The sequence below is a fragment of the Actinoplanes palleronii genome (assembly GCF_016862315.1).
Taxonomy (GTDB): Bacteria; Actinomycetota; Actinomycetes; order Mycobacteriales; family Micromonosporaceae; genus Actinoplanes; species Actinoplanes palleronii.
On sequence record NZ_BOMS01000114.1, the window covers coordinates 15,633 to 29,619 of the forward strand.

The 13,987-nt window shown below is 69.5% G+C and carries 14 protein-coding genes; 8 read left to right on the forward strand and 6 right to left on the reverse strand.

The annotated features are described in order from the left end of the window. The first annotated feature begins 69 nt into the window (after positions 1-69). Complete coding sequence (locus Apa02nite_RS35090) at positions 70-1,764, forward strand: PrsW family intramembrane metalloprotease (RefSeq protein WP_203828913.1); 1,695 nt, start codon at positions 70-72, stop codon at positions 1,762-1,764. On the opposite strand, the gene Apa02nite_RS35095 is transcribed toward Apa02nite_RS35090, so the two are convergent. Then, positions 1,755-2,051 (reverse strand): GroES family chaperonin, encoded by a 297-nt coding sequence (locus tag Apa02nite_RS35095; RefSeq protein ID WP_198171336.1) that lies wholly within the window; start codon positions 2,049-2,051, stop codon positions 1,755-1,757. The two genes, Apa02nite_RS35090 and Apa02nite_RS35095, sit on opposite strands and share 10 nt — an antisense overlap. A gap of 188 nt (positions 2,052-2,239) precedes the next feature. On the opposite strand from Apa02nite_RS35095, the gene Apa02nite_RS35100 reads away from it, so the two are divergent. Beyond that, on the forward strand, positions 2,240-3,490 hold the full coding sequence (locus tag Apa02nite_RS35100; RefSeq protein ID WP_373873077.1) for an AI-2E family transporter: 1,251 nt from the start codon (positions 2,240-2,242) through the stop codon (positions 3,488-3,490). Positions 3,491-3,870: 380 nt separating this feature from the next. Here the strand turns inward: Apa02nite_RS35100 and Apa02nite_RS35105 are convergent, their stop codons facing one another. The 5 genes from Apa02nite_RS35105 to Apa02nite_RS35120 form a co-directional block, all read right to left on the reverse strand. Continuing rightward, positions 3,871-4,212, reverse strand: coding sequence for a DUF1416 domain-containing protein (locus Apa02nite_RS35105; RefSeq protein WP_203828914.1), 342 nt, complete (start codon positions 4,210-4,212; stop codon positions 3,871-3,873). A gap of 2 nt (positions 4,213-4,214) precedes the next feature. Then, on the reverse strand, positions 4,215-5,063 hold the full coding sequence (locus Apa02nite_RS35110) for a sulfurtransferase (protein ID WP_203828915.1): 849 nt from the start codon (positions 5,061-5,063) through the stop codon (positions 4,215-4,217). Between the two features lie 178 nt (positions 5,064-5,241). Further along, positions 5,242-5,319 carry an Ms5788A family Cys-rich leader peptide gene (locus Apa02nite_RS52455; RefSeq protein ID WP_373873078.1) on the reverse strand — a complete coding sequence of 26 codons (78 nt, stop codon included), beginning with the start codon at positions 5,317-5,319 and terminating at the stop codon, positions 5,242-5,244. Positions 5,320-5,387: 68 nt separating this feature from the next. Next, positions 5,388-6,230: an LmeA family phospholipid-binding protein gene (locus Apa02nite_RS35115; protein ID WP_239164762.1), complete on the reverse strand. Its 843-nt coding sequence runs from the start codon at positions 6,228-6,230 to the stop codon at positions 5,388-5,390. Positions 6,231-6,262: 32 nt separating this feature from the next. Further along, positions 6,263-7,273: a hypothetical protein gene (locus Apa02nite_RS35120; RefSeq protein ID WP_083972621.1), complete on the reverse strand. Its 1,011-nt coding sequence runs from the start codon at positions 7,271-7,273 to the stop codon at positions 6,263-6,265. Between the two features lie 264 nt (positions 7,274-7,537). On the opposite strand from Apa02nite_RS35120, the gene Apa02nite_RS35125 reads away from it, so the two are divergent. The 6 genes from Apa02nite_RS35125 (at position 7,538) to pstB (ending at position 13,508) form a co-directional block, all read left to right on the forward strand. Further along, on the forward strand, positions 7,538-8,254 hold the full coding sequence (locus Apa02nite_RS35125; RefSeq protein WP_067707314.1) for a winged helix-turn-helix transcriptional regulator: 717 nt from the start codon (positions 7,538-7,540) through the stop codon (positions 8,252-8,254). 7 nt (positions 8,255-8,261) lie between these two features. Beyond that, positions 8,262-9,122, forward strand: coding sequence for a mycothiol synthase (mshD, locus tag Apa02nite_RS35130; protein ID WP_203828916.1), 861 nt, complete (start codon positions 8,262-8,264; stop codon positions 9,120-9,122). Positions 9,123-9,416: 294 nt separating this feature from the next. Next, positions 9,417-10,520: a phosphate ABC transporter substrate-binding protein PstS gene (gene pstS / locus Apa02nite_RS35135; protein ID WP_203828917.1), complete on the forward strand. Its 1,104-nt coding sequence runs from the start codon at positions 9,417-9,419 to the stop codon at positions 10,518-10,520. Positions 10,521-10,566: 46 nt separating this feature from the next. Next, positions 10,567-11,640, forward strand: a complete 1,074-nt coding sequence (gene pstC / locus Apa02nite_RS35140; RefSeq protein WP_203828918.1) for a phosphate ABC transporter permease subunit PstC — start codon at positions 10,567-10,569, stop codon at positions 11,638-11,640. After that, positions 11,637-12,722 (forward strand): phosphate ABC transporter permease PstA, encoded by a 1,086-nt coding sequence (pstA, locus tag Apa02nite_RS35145; protein ID WP_203828919.1) that lies wholly within the window; start codon positions 11,637-11,639, stop codon positions 12,720-12,722. The genes pstC and pstA overlap by 4 nt, the downstream gene beginning before the upstream one ends. A gap of 9 nt (positions 12,723-12,731) precedes the next feature. Continuing rightward, a complete protein-coding gene (gene pstB, locus Apa02nite_RS35150) occupies positions 12,732-13,508 on the forward strand; it encodes a phosphate ABC transporter ATP-binding protein PstB (protein ID WP_067707327.1) in 777 nt (258 codons plus the stop codon). The last annotated feature ends 479 nt before the right edge of the window (positions 13,509-13,987 follow it).

Genomic DNA, 13,987 nt, shown 5'->3' on the forward strand with positions numbered 1-13,987 from the left:
TGGGTGCGTGATCGGCTTCGGCTCTCCTCGGGGACGCCGGGCCCGCCGTCGGTGACTACGCTGGCGGGCATGGCCGACGTCTCGCCGACCGGGTCACCGGATCCGGCTCCCCAGCCCGCCTCCGCCCCGGAGCCTGCGCCGGCTTACGCTCCGCCGCCCCAGGACCCCACCGCGCAGCTCTCGCCCGCGCCGGCCACGTATCCGCCGGCCACGTATCCGCCGGCCACCCTGGTGGCCGAGGTGGTGCCGCCGGATGCCGTTCCGCCGTACCCGCTGGAGGCGAGCGGTGCGAACGCCCCGGTCCCCGGCCGCCGGATGGGCTGGCGCCGCTGGCTGCCGGTCACCGGTGTGATCGCGCTGATCGCGGCGGCCGCGATCGGCATGCTGATCTTCCTGGGCTACAACATCGGCCTGCCCGGCCTGGCCGTCGGCCTGACCGCGGCGATCCTGCCGGTCCCGCTGCTGGCCAGCGCGTTCGCCTGGCTCGACCGGTACGAACCGGAGCCGGTCAAATATCTCGCCTTCTGCTTCGCCTGGGGCGCCGCGGTGGCGACCGCGGCGGCGCTCGCCGTGAACACCGGCGCGGCCTGGCTGTTCGACAAGTGGGGCCTGCCCGAGGCTCTGGTCGCGGTCCTGGTGGCGCCGTTCATCGAGGAGTCGATGAAGGCGGCCGGCCCGCTGCTGCTGTTCTGGCGGCGGCGCGCCGAGTGGTCCGGCATCACCGACGGCATCGTCTACTGCGGGCTCTCCGCGCTCGGCTTCGCCATGGTGGAGAACGTGCTCTACCTGGGCGGGCACGGCTACGCCGCGGGCGCACAGGAGTACGGCCCGGCCACCGGCCTGACCAACGTGTTCGCCATCTTCATCGTCCGGATCCTGTTCACCGGCTTCGCGCACCCGCTCTTCACCTCGATGACCGGCATCGGCCTGGGCCTCGCGGCGCGCTCCGCCGACAAGCACGTGCGCTGGCTGGCCCCGATCGGCGGCCTGCTGCTCGCGATGATCCTGCACGGCACGTTCAACCTGCTGCCGACGCTCTCCGCGGCCACCGGCGAGGCGCTGATCATGCTGTACGGCTACCTCGGCTTCATGGTGCCGTTCTTCTTCGCCGTGGTCGGTTTCGCGATCGCGCTGCGCAGCTGGGAGGGCCGGCTGGCCGAGCGCACCCTGCACCACTACGTGCGGACCGGCTGGTTCGCCCCGCCCGAGGTGGCCGCGCTGGGCAGCCTGGGCCGGCGGCACTCGGCCCGGCAGTGGGCCAAGCGGGTGGCCGGTCCGGCCGGGAGCCGGGCGATGCGCAGCTTCCAGTTCGCCGCGACCCGGCTGGCTCTGATCCGCGACGGGATGCAGCGCGGGCTGGCCGGCGACCCACGGGAGATGGCGAAGGCGGTGGTGGAGGAGCGTGAGCTGCTCGCCGCGATCACCGGGTACCGCTCGGTCTTCGCCGGACGGGACCCGCAGACCCCGACGGCCTGGTGGGACGGGCAGAGCTACCGGATCACGTTCCCGGACGGGGTGGTGCGCACGGTGGGCGCGCCGGCCGAGCCGGTCATGCCGGTGCCGGTGCGACTCCCGCCGCCGCCTCCGCCGATGCCGACGTACGCGGGCGGCTGGCCGCAGCAGTATCCGGGCCAGCCGCAGTACCCGGGCCAGCCGCAGTACCCGGGCCAGCCGCACCATCCAGGGCAGCAGCCGCACCCGGGGCAGCAGCAGTACCCGGGGCCGCAGTATCCCGGGCAGTACCCGCCGCCGCCCTACAAGTAGAGGCCGGACGAGTCCGACTCGACGCGGTTGGCGGCGACCGCGTGCACGTCCCGCTCGCGGAGCAGCACATAACCCTTGCCGTGCAGCTCCACCTCGGAGCGGTCGTCCGGGTCGAACAGGACCCGGTCACCGACGACGATCGACCGGACGTTCGGCCCGACACCCACCGCGGTGGCCCAGGACAACCGCCGGCCCATCGACGCGGTGGCCGGGATCACGATCCCCGCGGTGGAACGGCGCTCGCCCTCCCCGCCGTCCTGGCGGACGAGAACACGGTCGTGCAGCATCCGGATCGGCAGGCCGGAGTCGGTACTCGTGGCGTCGGCACTCACGCATGCAGACGGTACGCCGCCCGCCGCGCCCCCGGTCCGCGTGGTCCCGATCGCACCCGTGCGTCACGGACGCCATTCGATGCGTGCGGGCACTACGGTGATGAACGCGTATTCGAGGGCGAGGGGGTAGGCGGTTGAACCGCTTGCAACGTGTCCGGGAGAACCTGCAGAAGGCCTACGACACCGGACGGCAATCGGTCCGGGTGGCCCGTACCTATCGGCCGCCACGCGACCCGGAACCACCTGAGGAGGACGACTTCATCCCGCCACCGCCCGAGCCGGCCGTGACACACGGTTCGACCAGCAGCCTGGACGACGTGGACGTGCCGCACTCGCTGCGGATCGCCGCGGCCTGGAGCTGGCGGCTGATCGTGGTCGGGCTGGTCGGGTACGCCGGACTGCAGTTCATCGGCATGGTCGACGTGGTCGTCGTGCCGCTGGCGATCGCGCTGCTGCTCACTGCGCTGCTCCGGCCGGCCGTGGGCTGGCTGCTCAAACTGCACCTGCCCCAGTCGCTCGCCACGTTCCTGGTGCTGATCGGCGGGCTGGGCGCGGTCGCCGGGACGCTGACCCTGGTGGTCAACCAGTTCATCGACGGGGTCCCGCAGCTGACCGACCGGGCCAGCGCGGGTGTCCGGCAGATCCAGGACTGGGCGAAGACCGGCCCGCTGCACCTCTCCGACCAGAAGATCAACGACGCGATCAACACCGCGCAGGACTGGATCAACTCGAACACCGCGTCGCTGACCTCGACCGGGCTGGCCACCGCGGCGACCGTCTTCGAGCTGCTCACCGGGCTGCTGCTGGTGCTCTTCGCGACGTTCTTCTTCCTCCGGGACGGGCGCAAGATCTGGCGGTTCATGGTCCGGTTGTTCCCGGTGAACGCGCGCTGGTCGCTGGCCGACGCGGGGGACGCGTCGTGGGCGACGCTCGGTGCGTACGTGCGGGCCACCGTGCTCGTCGCGTTCATCGACGCGGTCGGTATCGGGCTGGCCCTGCTGATCCTCGACGTGCAGTTCCCGTTCCCGCTGGCCGCGCTGGTCTTCCTTGGCGCGTTCGTGCCGATCATCGGGGCCAGCATCTCCGGCGCGGTGGCCGTGCTGGTCGCGCTGGTCGGGCAGGGCTGGGTGGTCGCGCTCATCGTGCTGGGCGCGGTGATCCTGGTGCAGCAGCTGGAGGGCCACGTGCTCCAGCCGCTGATCATGGGCCGGGCGGTGGCCATTCACCCGCTCGCGGTGATCATCGGGATCGCGTGCGGTGTGGTGCTGGCCGGCATCATCGGCGCGCTGGTCGCCGTCCCGCTGATCGCCGTCATGAACACCGGCGTCCGCCGCCTGGCCCGCCGCCGCCCAGAGGTCCCACCCGACGCGGTAGTGGTCACCCCCGGCACCTGACCCCCCGGTTCTCCAGCTGGCCCTCAGGGGTGTCTCAACCGTGTTGAGACACCCCTCAGCACCAGCCGAAGCAGTGCGGCGCGCTGCGGTCCGGACCGGACGCGGTGTCGCGGGGTGGGCGCGGCCGCGAGGCGCGCAAAGGTCCTGGCTGGTCCTCAGGGGTGCCTCAACAGCGTTGAGGCACCCCTGAGAGCCAGCCGAAGTCGGGAGGCGCGCTGCGGTCTGGGCCCGGCGCGGTCTGGCGGGGGCACGGGCGGGACGTGGCTTGTAGCCTGCGGACGGGACTCCTTATTCGTACAATATGGGTTTTTGTTGTGGCAGGAAACCGCAAGGAAAAGGGCGGAATCCCCGAAGGAATCCCGCCCTTGACAGAGCGTGGGTCAGGCGGTGGCGACGCTCAGGGCGACGTCGTTGATGCCGCGGTCTGCGGTGACCGCGAGCTCGCCGTTGCCGAAGCGGCTGAGCGCGCGCAGCGTCCAGGAGCCCGGGGCGGCGAAGAAGCGGAAGACGCCTTCCGGTGACGTGACCACCTCGGCGGTGAACTCGCCGGAGGAGTCGAGCAGGCGGACATACGCGCCGCCCACCGCCTCGCCCTCGGCGGTGCTCACGCGACCGGTGATGACGGTTTCCTTCTGGAGGTCCACGCTCGCGGGGAGGGGCGCGGACTGGTCCGGCGCGGCGCAGCCGGCGGCGATGTTGGCAGCAGCGGTAGGAATAGTCATGATCACGCCTTTCCGGGTTCGTCGCCGAGGGCGATCGGGACGCCGATGAGCGAGCCGTACTCGGTCCAGGAGCCGTCGTAGTTCTTCACGTTCTCCTGGCCGAGCAGTTCCTTGAGCACGAACCAGGTGTGCGAGGAGCGCTCGCCGATGCGGCAGTACGCGATGGTGTCCTTGCTGCCGTCCAGCCCGGCGTCGCCGTAGATCTTGGCGAGGTCGGCGTCGGACTTGAAGGTGCCGTCCTCGTTGGCGGCCTTGCTCCACGGCACGCTGATCGCGGTCGGGATGTGACCGGCGCGCTGCGACTGCTCCTGCGGCAGGTGCGCCGGCGCGAGCAGGCGGCCGGCGAACTCGTCGGGGCTGCGCACGTCGACCAGGTTCTTCACGCCGATGGCCTCGACGACCTCGTCGCGGAACGCGCGGATCGACAGGTCGGGGGCCTTCGCCTCGTAGCTGGTCGCCGCCCGGGCCGGGACGTCCTTGGTGTAGACGCGGGCGTCGAGCTCCCACTTCTTGCGGCCGCCGTCGATCAGCTTGACCGACTCGTGGCCGTACAGCTTGAAGTACCAGAACGCGTACGCCGCGAACCAGTTGTTGTTGCCGCCGTAGAGGATCACGGTGTCGTCGTTGCTGATGCCCTTCGCGGACAGCAGCGCGGAGAACTGCTCCTGGTTGACGAAGTCGCGGCGGACCGGGTCCTGCAGGTCGGTCTTCCAGTCGATCTTCACGGCGCCCGGGATGTGGCCACCGTCGTACGCCGAGGTGTCCTCGTCGACCTCGACGAAGACGATGCCCGGGGTGTCCAGGTTCTTCTCGGCCCAGTCGGCCGATACGAGTGCGGTGTCGCGACTCATCGATTCACTCCCTGAAAAGTGGGTGAGGGGAGAGTCAGCGCACGGAGGTGTGGTCGCACCCCGCGCGGACCCAGGATTAGGTGGGATCACGGGCTGGTTTGTGCGACGGCGCCACTGCCGGGCAGAGAATTGCCCTGGACTAGTTACAACAGAGGGTGCTCAGCACCAAGTGGCTCCGTCAGATGACGGAGCAACACAGGCACGCGGCCACGCGACACAGGTCGATCGCGCGCCTTTTCGTGAGCAACGGGCTCATGCTTCGGACACTATCAGTGGTTCCAGACCCCGGAACAGTACCGACCACGATCCGGGACGAGGCGGGGGTCACACGCCGGCGGCGTTGAGGTTCACGTCGCTGGCCGCGAGCGTCACCTGCAGGCCGTCCGCCTGCGGGGTCACCGACTGCACCTTGAGCTGCAGCGGAAGGGCCGGAACCGGCACGTCGACGGCGAGCTTCGCGGCGTACGAGTTGATGAAGTTCTGGAACACCGGCACGTCCGGCAGATTCGTCGCCTTCACGTCGGCGAAACGCACCTGAATCCCGCCGTTGACCACGGTCAGCTTCGCGGTGCCGGTCAGGTCGAGCTGCTGGCCGAGCGCGGTCACGCTGGCCGCGCCGACCAGCTTGCCGTCCTTCGCGGACAGCTGCAGGCCCTTCTGCCCGATCAGCGTGATCAGCTGCGGGTAGTCGATGGTGCTGGTGCCGGTCACGGTGCCGACCACCACGTCGCCGGTGCCGCTGCGCAGCGTGTCCAGCGAGGCCTTCACGTCCTGCGCGTGGATGTCCACCAGCGCGAGGTTGATCTTGTCGGCCGCGACCTTGCTGTTCTCGATCGGCGCGCTCAGGTTCGGCACCTGGATGTGGATCTCCTGGTACTCGCCGCGGACCACCTGGGTCAGGAACGGGGTACCGGCGATGTCCACCTGCGGGGTGTCACTGCTGGCCTTCTGCTGCCGGATCTGCTCGGTCACCTTGTCGGCGATGACCCCCTCGGCGAACGAGGCGCCGTAGCGGTCCAGGACCACCAGGCCGCCGAACAGGATGAGGAGCAGCACGACGAGGATGATCAGAAGACCACGTCCCCGCCGGCGGCGCGGGCGCTGGTCGTTCTCGTACACCTCGGCCACAGGGCCCTCCCGGTTCGCGGACTGTTGAGGACCGTACATGCCCCGATCCACGTGCCCGCGAAACGGACGGTTCAGCCCAGGTAGAAATGCACCAGCACGTAGGTCGCGCCGAACGTCAGCGCGAATCCGCCCAGCGGGCCGGTCATGTGCCGGGCCAGCCAGAACGTCGGCGCCTCCCCGGCCAGCCGGCGACCAGCCTCACCGAAGTTCACCGCCAGGTCGATCAGGATCGCCGCGACCGCCGCGACCAGGCCGGCCACCGCGCCCTTCGCCGGGGTGAACGGCAACACCATCTGACTGCCGAGCCACGCGGTGGCGAACGTGCCGACCATCGCGCCGAGCACGATGCCGGCCGCGCCGCGGGGCACCTGCGCCGCGATCCGCGGCTTCGGGAAGACCGCGTCGGTCAGCCGGGACACCAGCAGGGCCAGCCCGGCGCCGGTGCAGCAGACCAGGATCGCCTGCGAACCGAGCGGCTGGCGGGTCAGCGTGATCGGGACCGCGTAGGCCACCACGCCGAGCACGATCAGCAGCGTGGTCCGCCACGAGTCGCCGACCCGGTGCCGGTCCTCGGCCCGGATCAGCTGGCCGATCAGCGCGGCCACGAATCCGGCCCCGGCCACGTAGAGCAGGGTCATCAGGCCGGGCTCGTCCGCGGTGACCGCGAGATAGCAGGCGGCCAGGCCGGTGACGCCGCTGATCGCGGCGGTCGACGCGACGGCCGGCGGGTTGAGCGCCATGGTCCAGGCCAGCAGTCCGAGCAACTGGACCCCGAAGAGCACGATCGCGTACGGGGCGCGAGCGTCCGGCCCGGTGGTCTGGGTGCCGATGATCAGTGCCAGCGCGAGCAGGGCCGCGAAGCCGCCGATCGCCACGGACAGTTTGGCCCGGACCGGGACGACCTCGATCTCCTCGAACTCCTCCTCGTCCGGTTCCGGCTCGGAGGTGGGAGGCTGCTCGTCGTCGGCGTCGTCCGGCACCGCCCCGTACGTGCCGGCTTTCGGGCGGCCCGGAACGAGGCGCGCGACGTCGCGGGAGGCGTCGGCGTCCCAAGGGTCGTCCTGCGGCATGGAGGGGAACACGACAGGGATCGTGCCAGAGTCTTGCCGAACGCCCAATCACCGGCTGTGTGTAAAAGGCTTGTTACGAACCGGGCGTTAGGCCACCTAGCAGGCGTTCGTTACATCACTCGGGTGCGCGAACCCGTCGCTCACACTGATGTATCGGTTAAGGTAACCGCAACCCACCCGTCGGTGACGCCGGGCCCCAGTTCTCCGGTGGCGGAGCTTTGAGCTGCGCAGACCGGGTCACCCGAGCGGCTCTGTGCCGCGAGGACGGAGGTGAGTGTGGAGATCCTTCTGTTGGTGACGGCACGTGCCGGCGAACCTTCCGCCGTTCTGCCCGCCCTGGACCTTCTGCCCCACTCGGTACGCACCGCCCCGCGCGACGTACGCACCCTGGTTTCCGGGCCGAGCCCCGATGCCGTGATGGTCGACGCGCGATCCGAGCTCTCCGAGGCACGTGCGACGTGCCGCATGCTGCACGCCACCGGGATCGGTGTCCCGCTCATCGCGGTGGTCACCGAGGCCGGTCTGATCGCTCTGAACGCTGACTGGGGTGTCGACGACGTCATCCTGGCCAGTGCTGGTCCCGCCGAGGTGGAGGCCCGTCTGCGGCTCTGCGTCGGCCGGCTCAACAACGCGACCGCCGGTGCCGGTGGATCGGTGCGGGCCGGCGAGCTCAACATCGACCCGGACACGTACGCCGCCAAGCTCAAGGGTCGCCCGCTCGACCTCACCTACAAGGAGTTCGAGCTGCTCAAGTTCCTCGCGCAGCACCCGGGCCGGGTCTTCACCCGCGACCAGCTGCTCCGCGAGGTCTGGGGCTACGACTACTTCGGTGGCACCCGCACCGTCGACGTGCACGTCCGGCGTCTGCGGGCCAAGCTCGGCTCGGAGTACGAGTCGATGATCGGCACGGTCCGCCAGGTGGGCTACAAGTTCGTCACCCCGCCGAACGGCCGTCAGCTGCCGGACAACGACCCCGTCACGCTCACGGTCTGATCGAGTCATGACGCGAGAGCAGCCGGTCCGTGCTGCGGACCGGCTGTCCGCTTCGGAGATCGACGACGTTCTGACCCTGGCTGCCGCGGCGGCCGAGGCGGACGGCGTCTACCCGCTGTCCGAGGACGTGGTGCTCCGCGTCCGCAACGGCGGCGGGGGAGTGCACCTGCTGTCGGACGCCGGTTACGCGTTCGTCGAGGACGGCGCCGGCGAGCTGGTCGTGCATCCGGCGCAGCGCCGCCAGGGGCACGGTGCGGCGCTGCTCGCCGCGGCCGGCTCCGGCTCGCTGCGGTTCTGGGCGCACGGTGACGACCCCGGCGCCCGAGCCTTCGCCGAGCAGCACGGCTTCACCCGCGACCGCGTGCTCTGGCAGATGCGCCGCTCACTGCTCGAACCGCTGCCGGACGTGCCGCTGCCGGACGGTGTGACGGTCCGCGGCTTCCGTCCGGGCCACGACGAGCAGGACTGGCTCGAGGTGAACGCGAAAGCCTTCGCCCACCACCCGGAGCAGGGCCGCTGGACTCTCGACGACCTGCTGCTGCGCGAGGCCGAGCCGTGGTTCGACCCGGCCGGTTTCCTGCTCGCCGTCGACATCACCGACACCCTGCTCGGTTACCACTGGACCAAGGTGCACCCGGCGTCCGGCGCGGACCCCGCGCTCGGCGAGATCTATGTGCTCGGCGTCGACCCGTCCGGGCACCGGCGCGGTCTGGGCGCCGCGCTCAGCGTGGCCGGTCTGCGGCATCTCGCGGCCGCCGGGCTGCCCGTGGCGAATCTGTACGTCGACGAGTCGAACGAGGGCGCCGTGAAGCTGTACCGGCGGCTCGGTTTCGAGATCTACAAGACCGACGTCAGCTATCAGCGCTGATTCCGGCCTTTCCGTTGGCCCGTCCTCGACCGTGAGGGCGGGCTTCTTTGGTAACGGCCCGGACAAGCGCGTGTCTCGCTAAGGTCTCAGGCAACCGGGATTATCCGACATATCGGGTACCAAGTGCGCGGTTCACTTAACGGACAACTGCCCCTCAGGGCATGGCCACCTTTTGGGGACGACGTGTTCACCCCCAGTTCATTTGCGCCCGGCTCGCAGGTCACTTCGCACTCTTAGCTTTCTCTTCGAGCCGGTGAGCGACCGGTTGCACTGAACCTGAAGGGGACAACAACCGTGAAGTTCCAGCGGACCGGTCTGATCGCCGGCATTGCTCTGACTGCGACGATCGCACTCACCGCGTGCGGTTCGGACAACACCGACACCAAGTCGGAGGCGGGCGGCGCTGCCGCTCCGTCCGCGGGTTCCTGCGTCGGTGGCACCCTGGCGGCTCAGGGTTCCAGCGCTCAGAAGAACGCCATGGACGAGTGGATCAAGGCGTACTCGGCCTCCTGTGCCGACGCCAAGATCGACTACCAGGGCACCGGCTCGGGCGCCGGCGTCAAGGCCTTCACCTCGGGCCTGGCCGACTTCGCCGGTTCCGACTCGGCTCTCAAGGACGACGAGCAGAAGGCGGCCGACGCGAAGTGCGGCGCCCCGGTGCTCAACCTCCCGATGGTCGTCGGCCCGATCGCCGTGGTCTACAACGTTCAGGGTGTCGACGGCCTGCAGCTGTCCGCCTCCACCATCGCGAAGATCTTCGCCGGCAAGATCACCAAGTGGGACGACGCGGCGATCAAGGCGGAGAACGCCGACGCCAAGCTCCCGTCGGCCACCATCGAGGCGGTCCACCGCGCCGACGAGTCCGGCACCACGGACAACTTCACCAAGTACCTGAGCAAGGCTGCCGAGGCTGACTGGACCTACGACCACGCCAAGGTGTGGGCGGCCCCGGGCGGCACCGGCGCGAGCAAGTCGGACGGTGTTGCTGCCAAGATCAAGAGCACCCCGAACGCGATCTCGTACGTCGAGCTCTCCTACGCCGAGAACAGCAGCCTGCAGAAGGCCAAGGTCAAGAACGGCGCCGGCGAGTACACCGAGCTGACCGGCGACGCCGCCGGCAAGGCGATCGAGGGCGCGAAGGTCGCCGGTACCGGCAACGACCTCAAGCTGGACATCGACTACAACACCACCCAGGCCGGTGCGTACCCGATCGTCCTGTCGACCTACGAGATCGTCTGCAGCAAGAACGCGGACGCCACCAAGGGCAAGGCGATTCAGGGCTTCCTGAAGTACACCGCCAGCGCCGAGGGCCAGAAGGCACTGGGCGAGCTGGGCTACGCCCCGCTGCCCGAGACGGTGCGCGCCAAGGTCGCTACCGCGGTCGACTCGCTCTCCTGATCCGCCCGGTTCGTTAATCCCTTACGAGACGACAGCGAGCGCGTAGATGGGTGACATCCCCTCCCGCTCGGCGAACGCCACCGCCGGCGACCTGGGTGTGACCTCTGGTCACTCCTCGGGCGCCGGCTCTGGCGCGTCCCCGAGCCGTTACGAAGAGCCCCCGATCGGTGGCGGCGGTGCTGCCCTGCCCAAGAAGGCCCGGTTCTCGATGGAGACCGGCTTCCGCGGCATCTCCACCGCGGCCGGTGCGATGGTGCTGGTCATCATCATCGCGATCGCCGTCTTCCTCATCTCGAAGGCGATTCCCGCCCTCAACGAGAACACCGTCAACTTCTTCACCTACAACCGCTGGGCCCCGAACGCGGACGCACCGGCCTTCGGCATCGCGGTCCTGGCCCTCGGCACCCTGCTGTCGTCGGTCATCGCGCTCGTCGTGGCGGTGCCGATCGCGCTGGCGATCGCGCTGTTCCTGACGCACTACGCGCCGCGCCGGCTGGCCACCCCGCTGGGCTTCGTGATCGACCTGCTCGCCGCGGTGCCCAGTGTGGTCTTCGGCCTGTGGGGCCGGGACGTGCTCCAGGAGCCGGTCCGGGACTTCTCGGTCTGGCTGAACCACTACTTCGGCTGGATCCCGATCTTCGGCGGCGAAGGCCCGTTCGGGCAGTCGATCATGCTCGGTGGCCTGGTCCTCGCGATCATGGTGCTGCCGATCGTCACCTCGCTCTCCCGCGAGGTGTTCCAGCAGACCCCGGGGATGAACGAGGAAGCCGCACTGGCCCTCGGCGCCACCAAGTGGGAGATGGTCCGGATCGCGGTGCTGCCGTACGGCAAGCCCGGTGTGATCGCCGCGGTGATGCTCGGCCTCGGCCGCGCGCTCGGTGAGACCATCGCGCTGGCGCTGACCCTCGGCATCACCTGGGAGATCTCGTTCAACCTGATCCAGACCGGCGGTAACTCGATCGCCGCGAACATCGCCAACTCCTTCGGCGAGGCGAACGACACCGGCCGTGGCGCCCTGATCGCTTCCGGTCTGCTGCTGTTCGCGATCACGCTGGTGGTCAACATGACGGCGCGGGCGATCATCTACCGCCGTCGCGAGTTCCGGGACAGTGCCGCATGAGTCTTCTGGACCGTGAGATGCCGGACGTCGTGATGACGTCGGACAACCTCCGCACCCGCAAGTTCCCGCTGGTCGCCAACCTGCTCGTCGCGGTCGCCGCACTGGTGGTCTCGGCCGCCGTGGTGCTCGGCACCGGCATCGGCAACTGGGTGCTGGTGCTCGTACTCGGTGGCGTCTTCTACCTGGCCGGCCTGAACTTCGCGGCCGGCCGGGTGGAGGGCAAGCGCGCCGCCCGCAACCGGATGTGGCAAGCGCTGATCTACACCGCCTGCCTGCTGGCGATCCTGCCGCTCGCCTCGGTGGTCTGGACGCTGATCTCCAAGGGTGTCGCCCGCCTGGACGGCGACTTCTTCGGCTCCTCGATGAACAACATCGGCGCCCGCGACGCGGGTGGTGGCGCGTACCACGCCATCATCGGCACGCTGGAGCAGGTCGGCATCGCCGCCCTGATCGCGATCCCGCTCGGTGTGCTCGGCGCGATCTACCTGGTCGAGTACGGCCGGGGCAAGTTCGCCGGCACGGTCCGCTTCTTCGTCGACGTGATGACCGGTATCCCGTCGATCGTGGCCGGCCTGTTCGTCCTCTCCTTCTGGGTGCTGATCGTCAGCCCGTGGTTCAACGACGGGCAGCCGCAGTACTCCGGTTTCGCGGCTTCGCTGGCGCTGACCGTCCTGATGCTGCCGACCATCGTCCGGTCCACCGAGGAGATGTTGCGCCTGGTGCCGGGTCCGCTGCGGGAGGGTTCGTACGCTCTGGGCGTGCCGCAGTGGAAGACGATCCTCAAGGTGGTGCTGCCCACCGCCGCTCCCGGCATCGTCACCGGCGTCATGCTCGCCATCGCCCGCGCGGCCGGCGAGACGGCACCGGTGCTGCTGGTCGCGGGTGGCCTCACCCGGATCAACTTCGACCCGTTCGACGGCGGTCAGGCCTCGCTGGCGCTCTACGTCTACCAGCAGGCCGGGGACGCCTCGAAGTTCGCGCCGGACCGCGCCTGGACGGCCGCGCTCACCCTGGTGGCGATCGTGCTGATCCTGACGATCGGCGCCAAGCTGCTCGCCCGACGCAACAAGTTGACCCGGTAAGGATCCCCCATGGCCAAGCGCATCGAGGCGAGCAACGTCTCCTCCTACTACGGTTCCTTCAAGGCGATCGACAACGTCTCGATGACCGTCGAGCCGAAGACGATCACCGCCCTGATCGGCCCGTCCGGCTGCGGCAAGTCGACCTTCCTCCGGTCGATCAACCGCATGCACGAGGTCCTGCCGAACGCCCGGATCGAGGGTCGTCTCACCATCGACGACCAGAACATCTACGACGCGGACGTGGACATCACGGCCGTCCGTCGCATGATCGGCATGGTCTTCCAGCGGCCCAACCCGTTCCCGACCATGTCGATCTACGAGAACGCGATCGCCGGCCTCAAGCTCAACGGCGTCAAGAAGAAGTCGGTGCTGGACGCCGCCGCCGAGCAGTCGCTGCGGTCCGCGAACCTGTGGGACGAGGTCAAGGACCGCCTCGACCGGCCGGGCGCCGGCCTCTCCGGCGGCCAGCAGCAGCGCCTCTGCATCGCCCGGACCATCGCGGTCGAGCCGCAGGTCGTGCTGATGGACGAGCCGTGTTCCGCGCTCGACCCGATCTCGACGCTGGCGATCGAGGACCTGATGTTCAAGCTGAAGGACCGCTTCACGATCATCATCGTCACGCACAACATGCAGCAGGCCGCCCGGGTCAGCGACAAGACCGGGTTCTTCTCGATCGACAAGACCGGCGAGCCGGGCCGTCTGATCGAGTACGACGACACCCAGAAGATCTTCAGCAACCCGACGCAGAAGAAGACCGAGGACTACATCACCGGTCGCTTCGGCTAGGGGAGGCTGCGGCAGGGTCGCGGTTGGTGTGGGGCAGGCGCTGATTTTCCGGTACGACCGGGGGCGGCGCCTGTTCTCGTTGATCAAGCCCACCGCCAGACAGGGCCCACCCTCCCTTGGGGGCTCCCCCTCAGACAGTCTGGCCGGATTCGCCTGCCACTGCCCGCAGCCCTGTGGACAGCCCGCCACTGTGCACAACGGCCCGCCGAACGGCGGTCACGCCGGTCAGACGCGCCGGTGAGTTGTTCCGTGGTGCTCGTGGAGGGCGCTCGTGTGCAAGCCCGCGTGGATCTTCACCAGTGCAGGCGCGGGGGCGGTGCCGGGACGCAAAGGCTGATCGCGTGCTTCTGCCGCCCCCCGGCGGGCGGTGGCAGCACGCAAACTGCCACCGCGTCCCGGCACCGCCCCCGCATCACCCTGTCCGCGTGCTCGTGCCGCCCCGTGTGCTCTGTCCGCGTGCTCGTGCCGCCCCGTGTGTT

Coding starts and splice junctions, on each gene's coding strand:
- Apa02nite_RS35090 (WP_203828913.1), top strand. CDS start 70: ATGGCCGACGTCTCGCCGACCGGGTCACCGGATCCGGCTCCCCAGCCC.
- Apa02nite_RS35095 (WP_198171336.1), bottom strand. CDS start 2,051: ATGCTGCACGACCGTGTTCTCGTCCGCCAGGACGGCGGGGAGGGCGAG.
- Apa02nite_RS35105 (WP_203828914.1), bottom strand. CDS start 4,212: ATGACTATTCCTACCGCTGCTGCCAACATCGCCGCCGGCTGCGCCGCG.
- Apa02nite_RS35110 (WP_203828915.1), bottom strand. CDS start 5,063: ATGAGTCGCGACACCGCACTCGTATCGGCCGACTGGGCCGAGAAGAAC.
- Apa02nite_RS52455 (WP_373873078.1), bottom strand. CDS start 5,319: ATGAGCCCGTTGCTCACGAAAAGGCGCGCGATCGACCTGTGTCGCGTG.
- Apa02nite_RS35115 (WP_239164762.1), bottom strand. CDS start 6,230: ATGTACGGTCCTCAACAGTCCGCGAACCGGGAGGGCCCTGTGGCCGAG.
- mshD (WP_203828916.1), top strand. CDS start 8,262: ATGACGCGAGAGCAGCCGGTCCGTGCTGCGGACCGGCTGTCCGCTTCG.
- pstC (WP_203828918.1), top strand. CDS start 10,567: ATGGGTGACATCCCCTCCCGCTCGGCGAACGCCACCGCCGGCGACCTG.
- pstA (WP_203828919.1), top strand. CDS start 11,637: ATGAGTCTTCTGGACCGTGAGATGCCGGACGTCGTGATGACGTCGGAC.
- pstB (WP_067707327.1), top strand. CDS start 12,732: ATGGCCAAGCGCATCGAGGCGAGCAACGTCTCCTCCTACTACGGTTCC.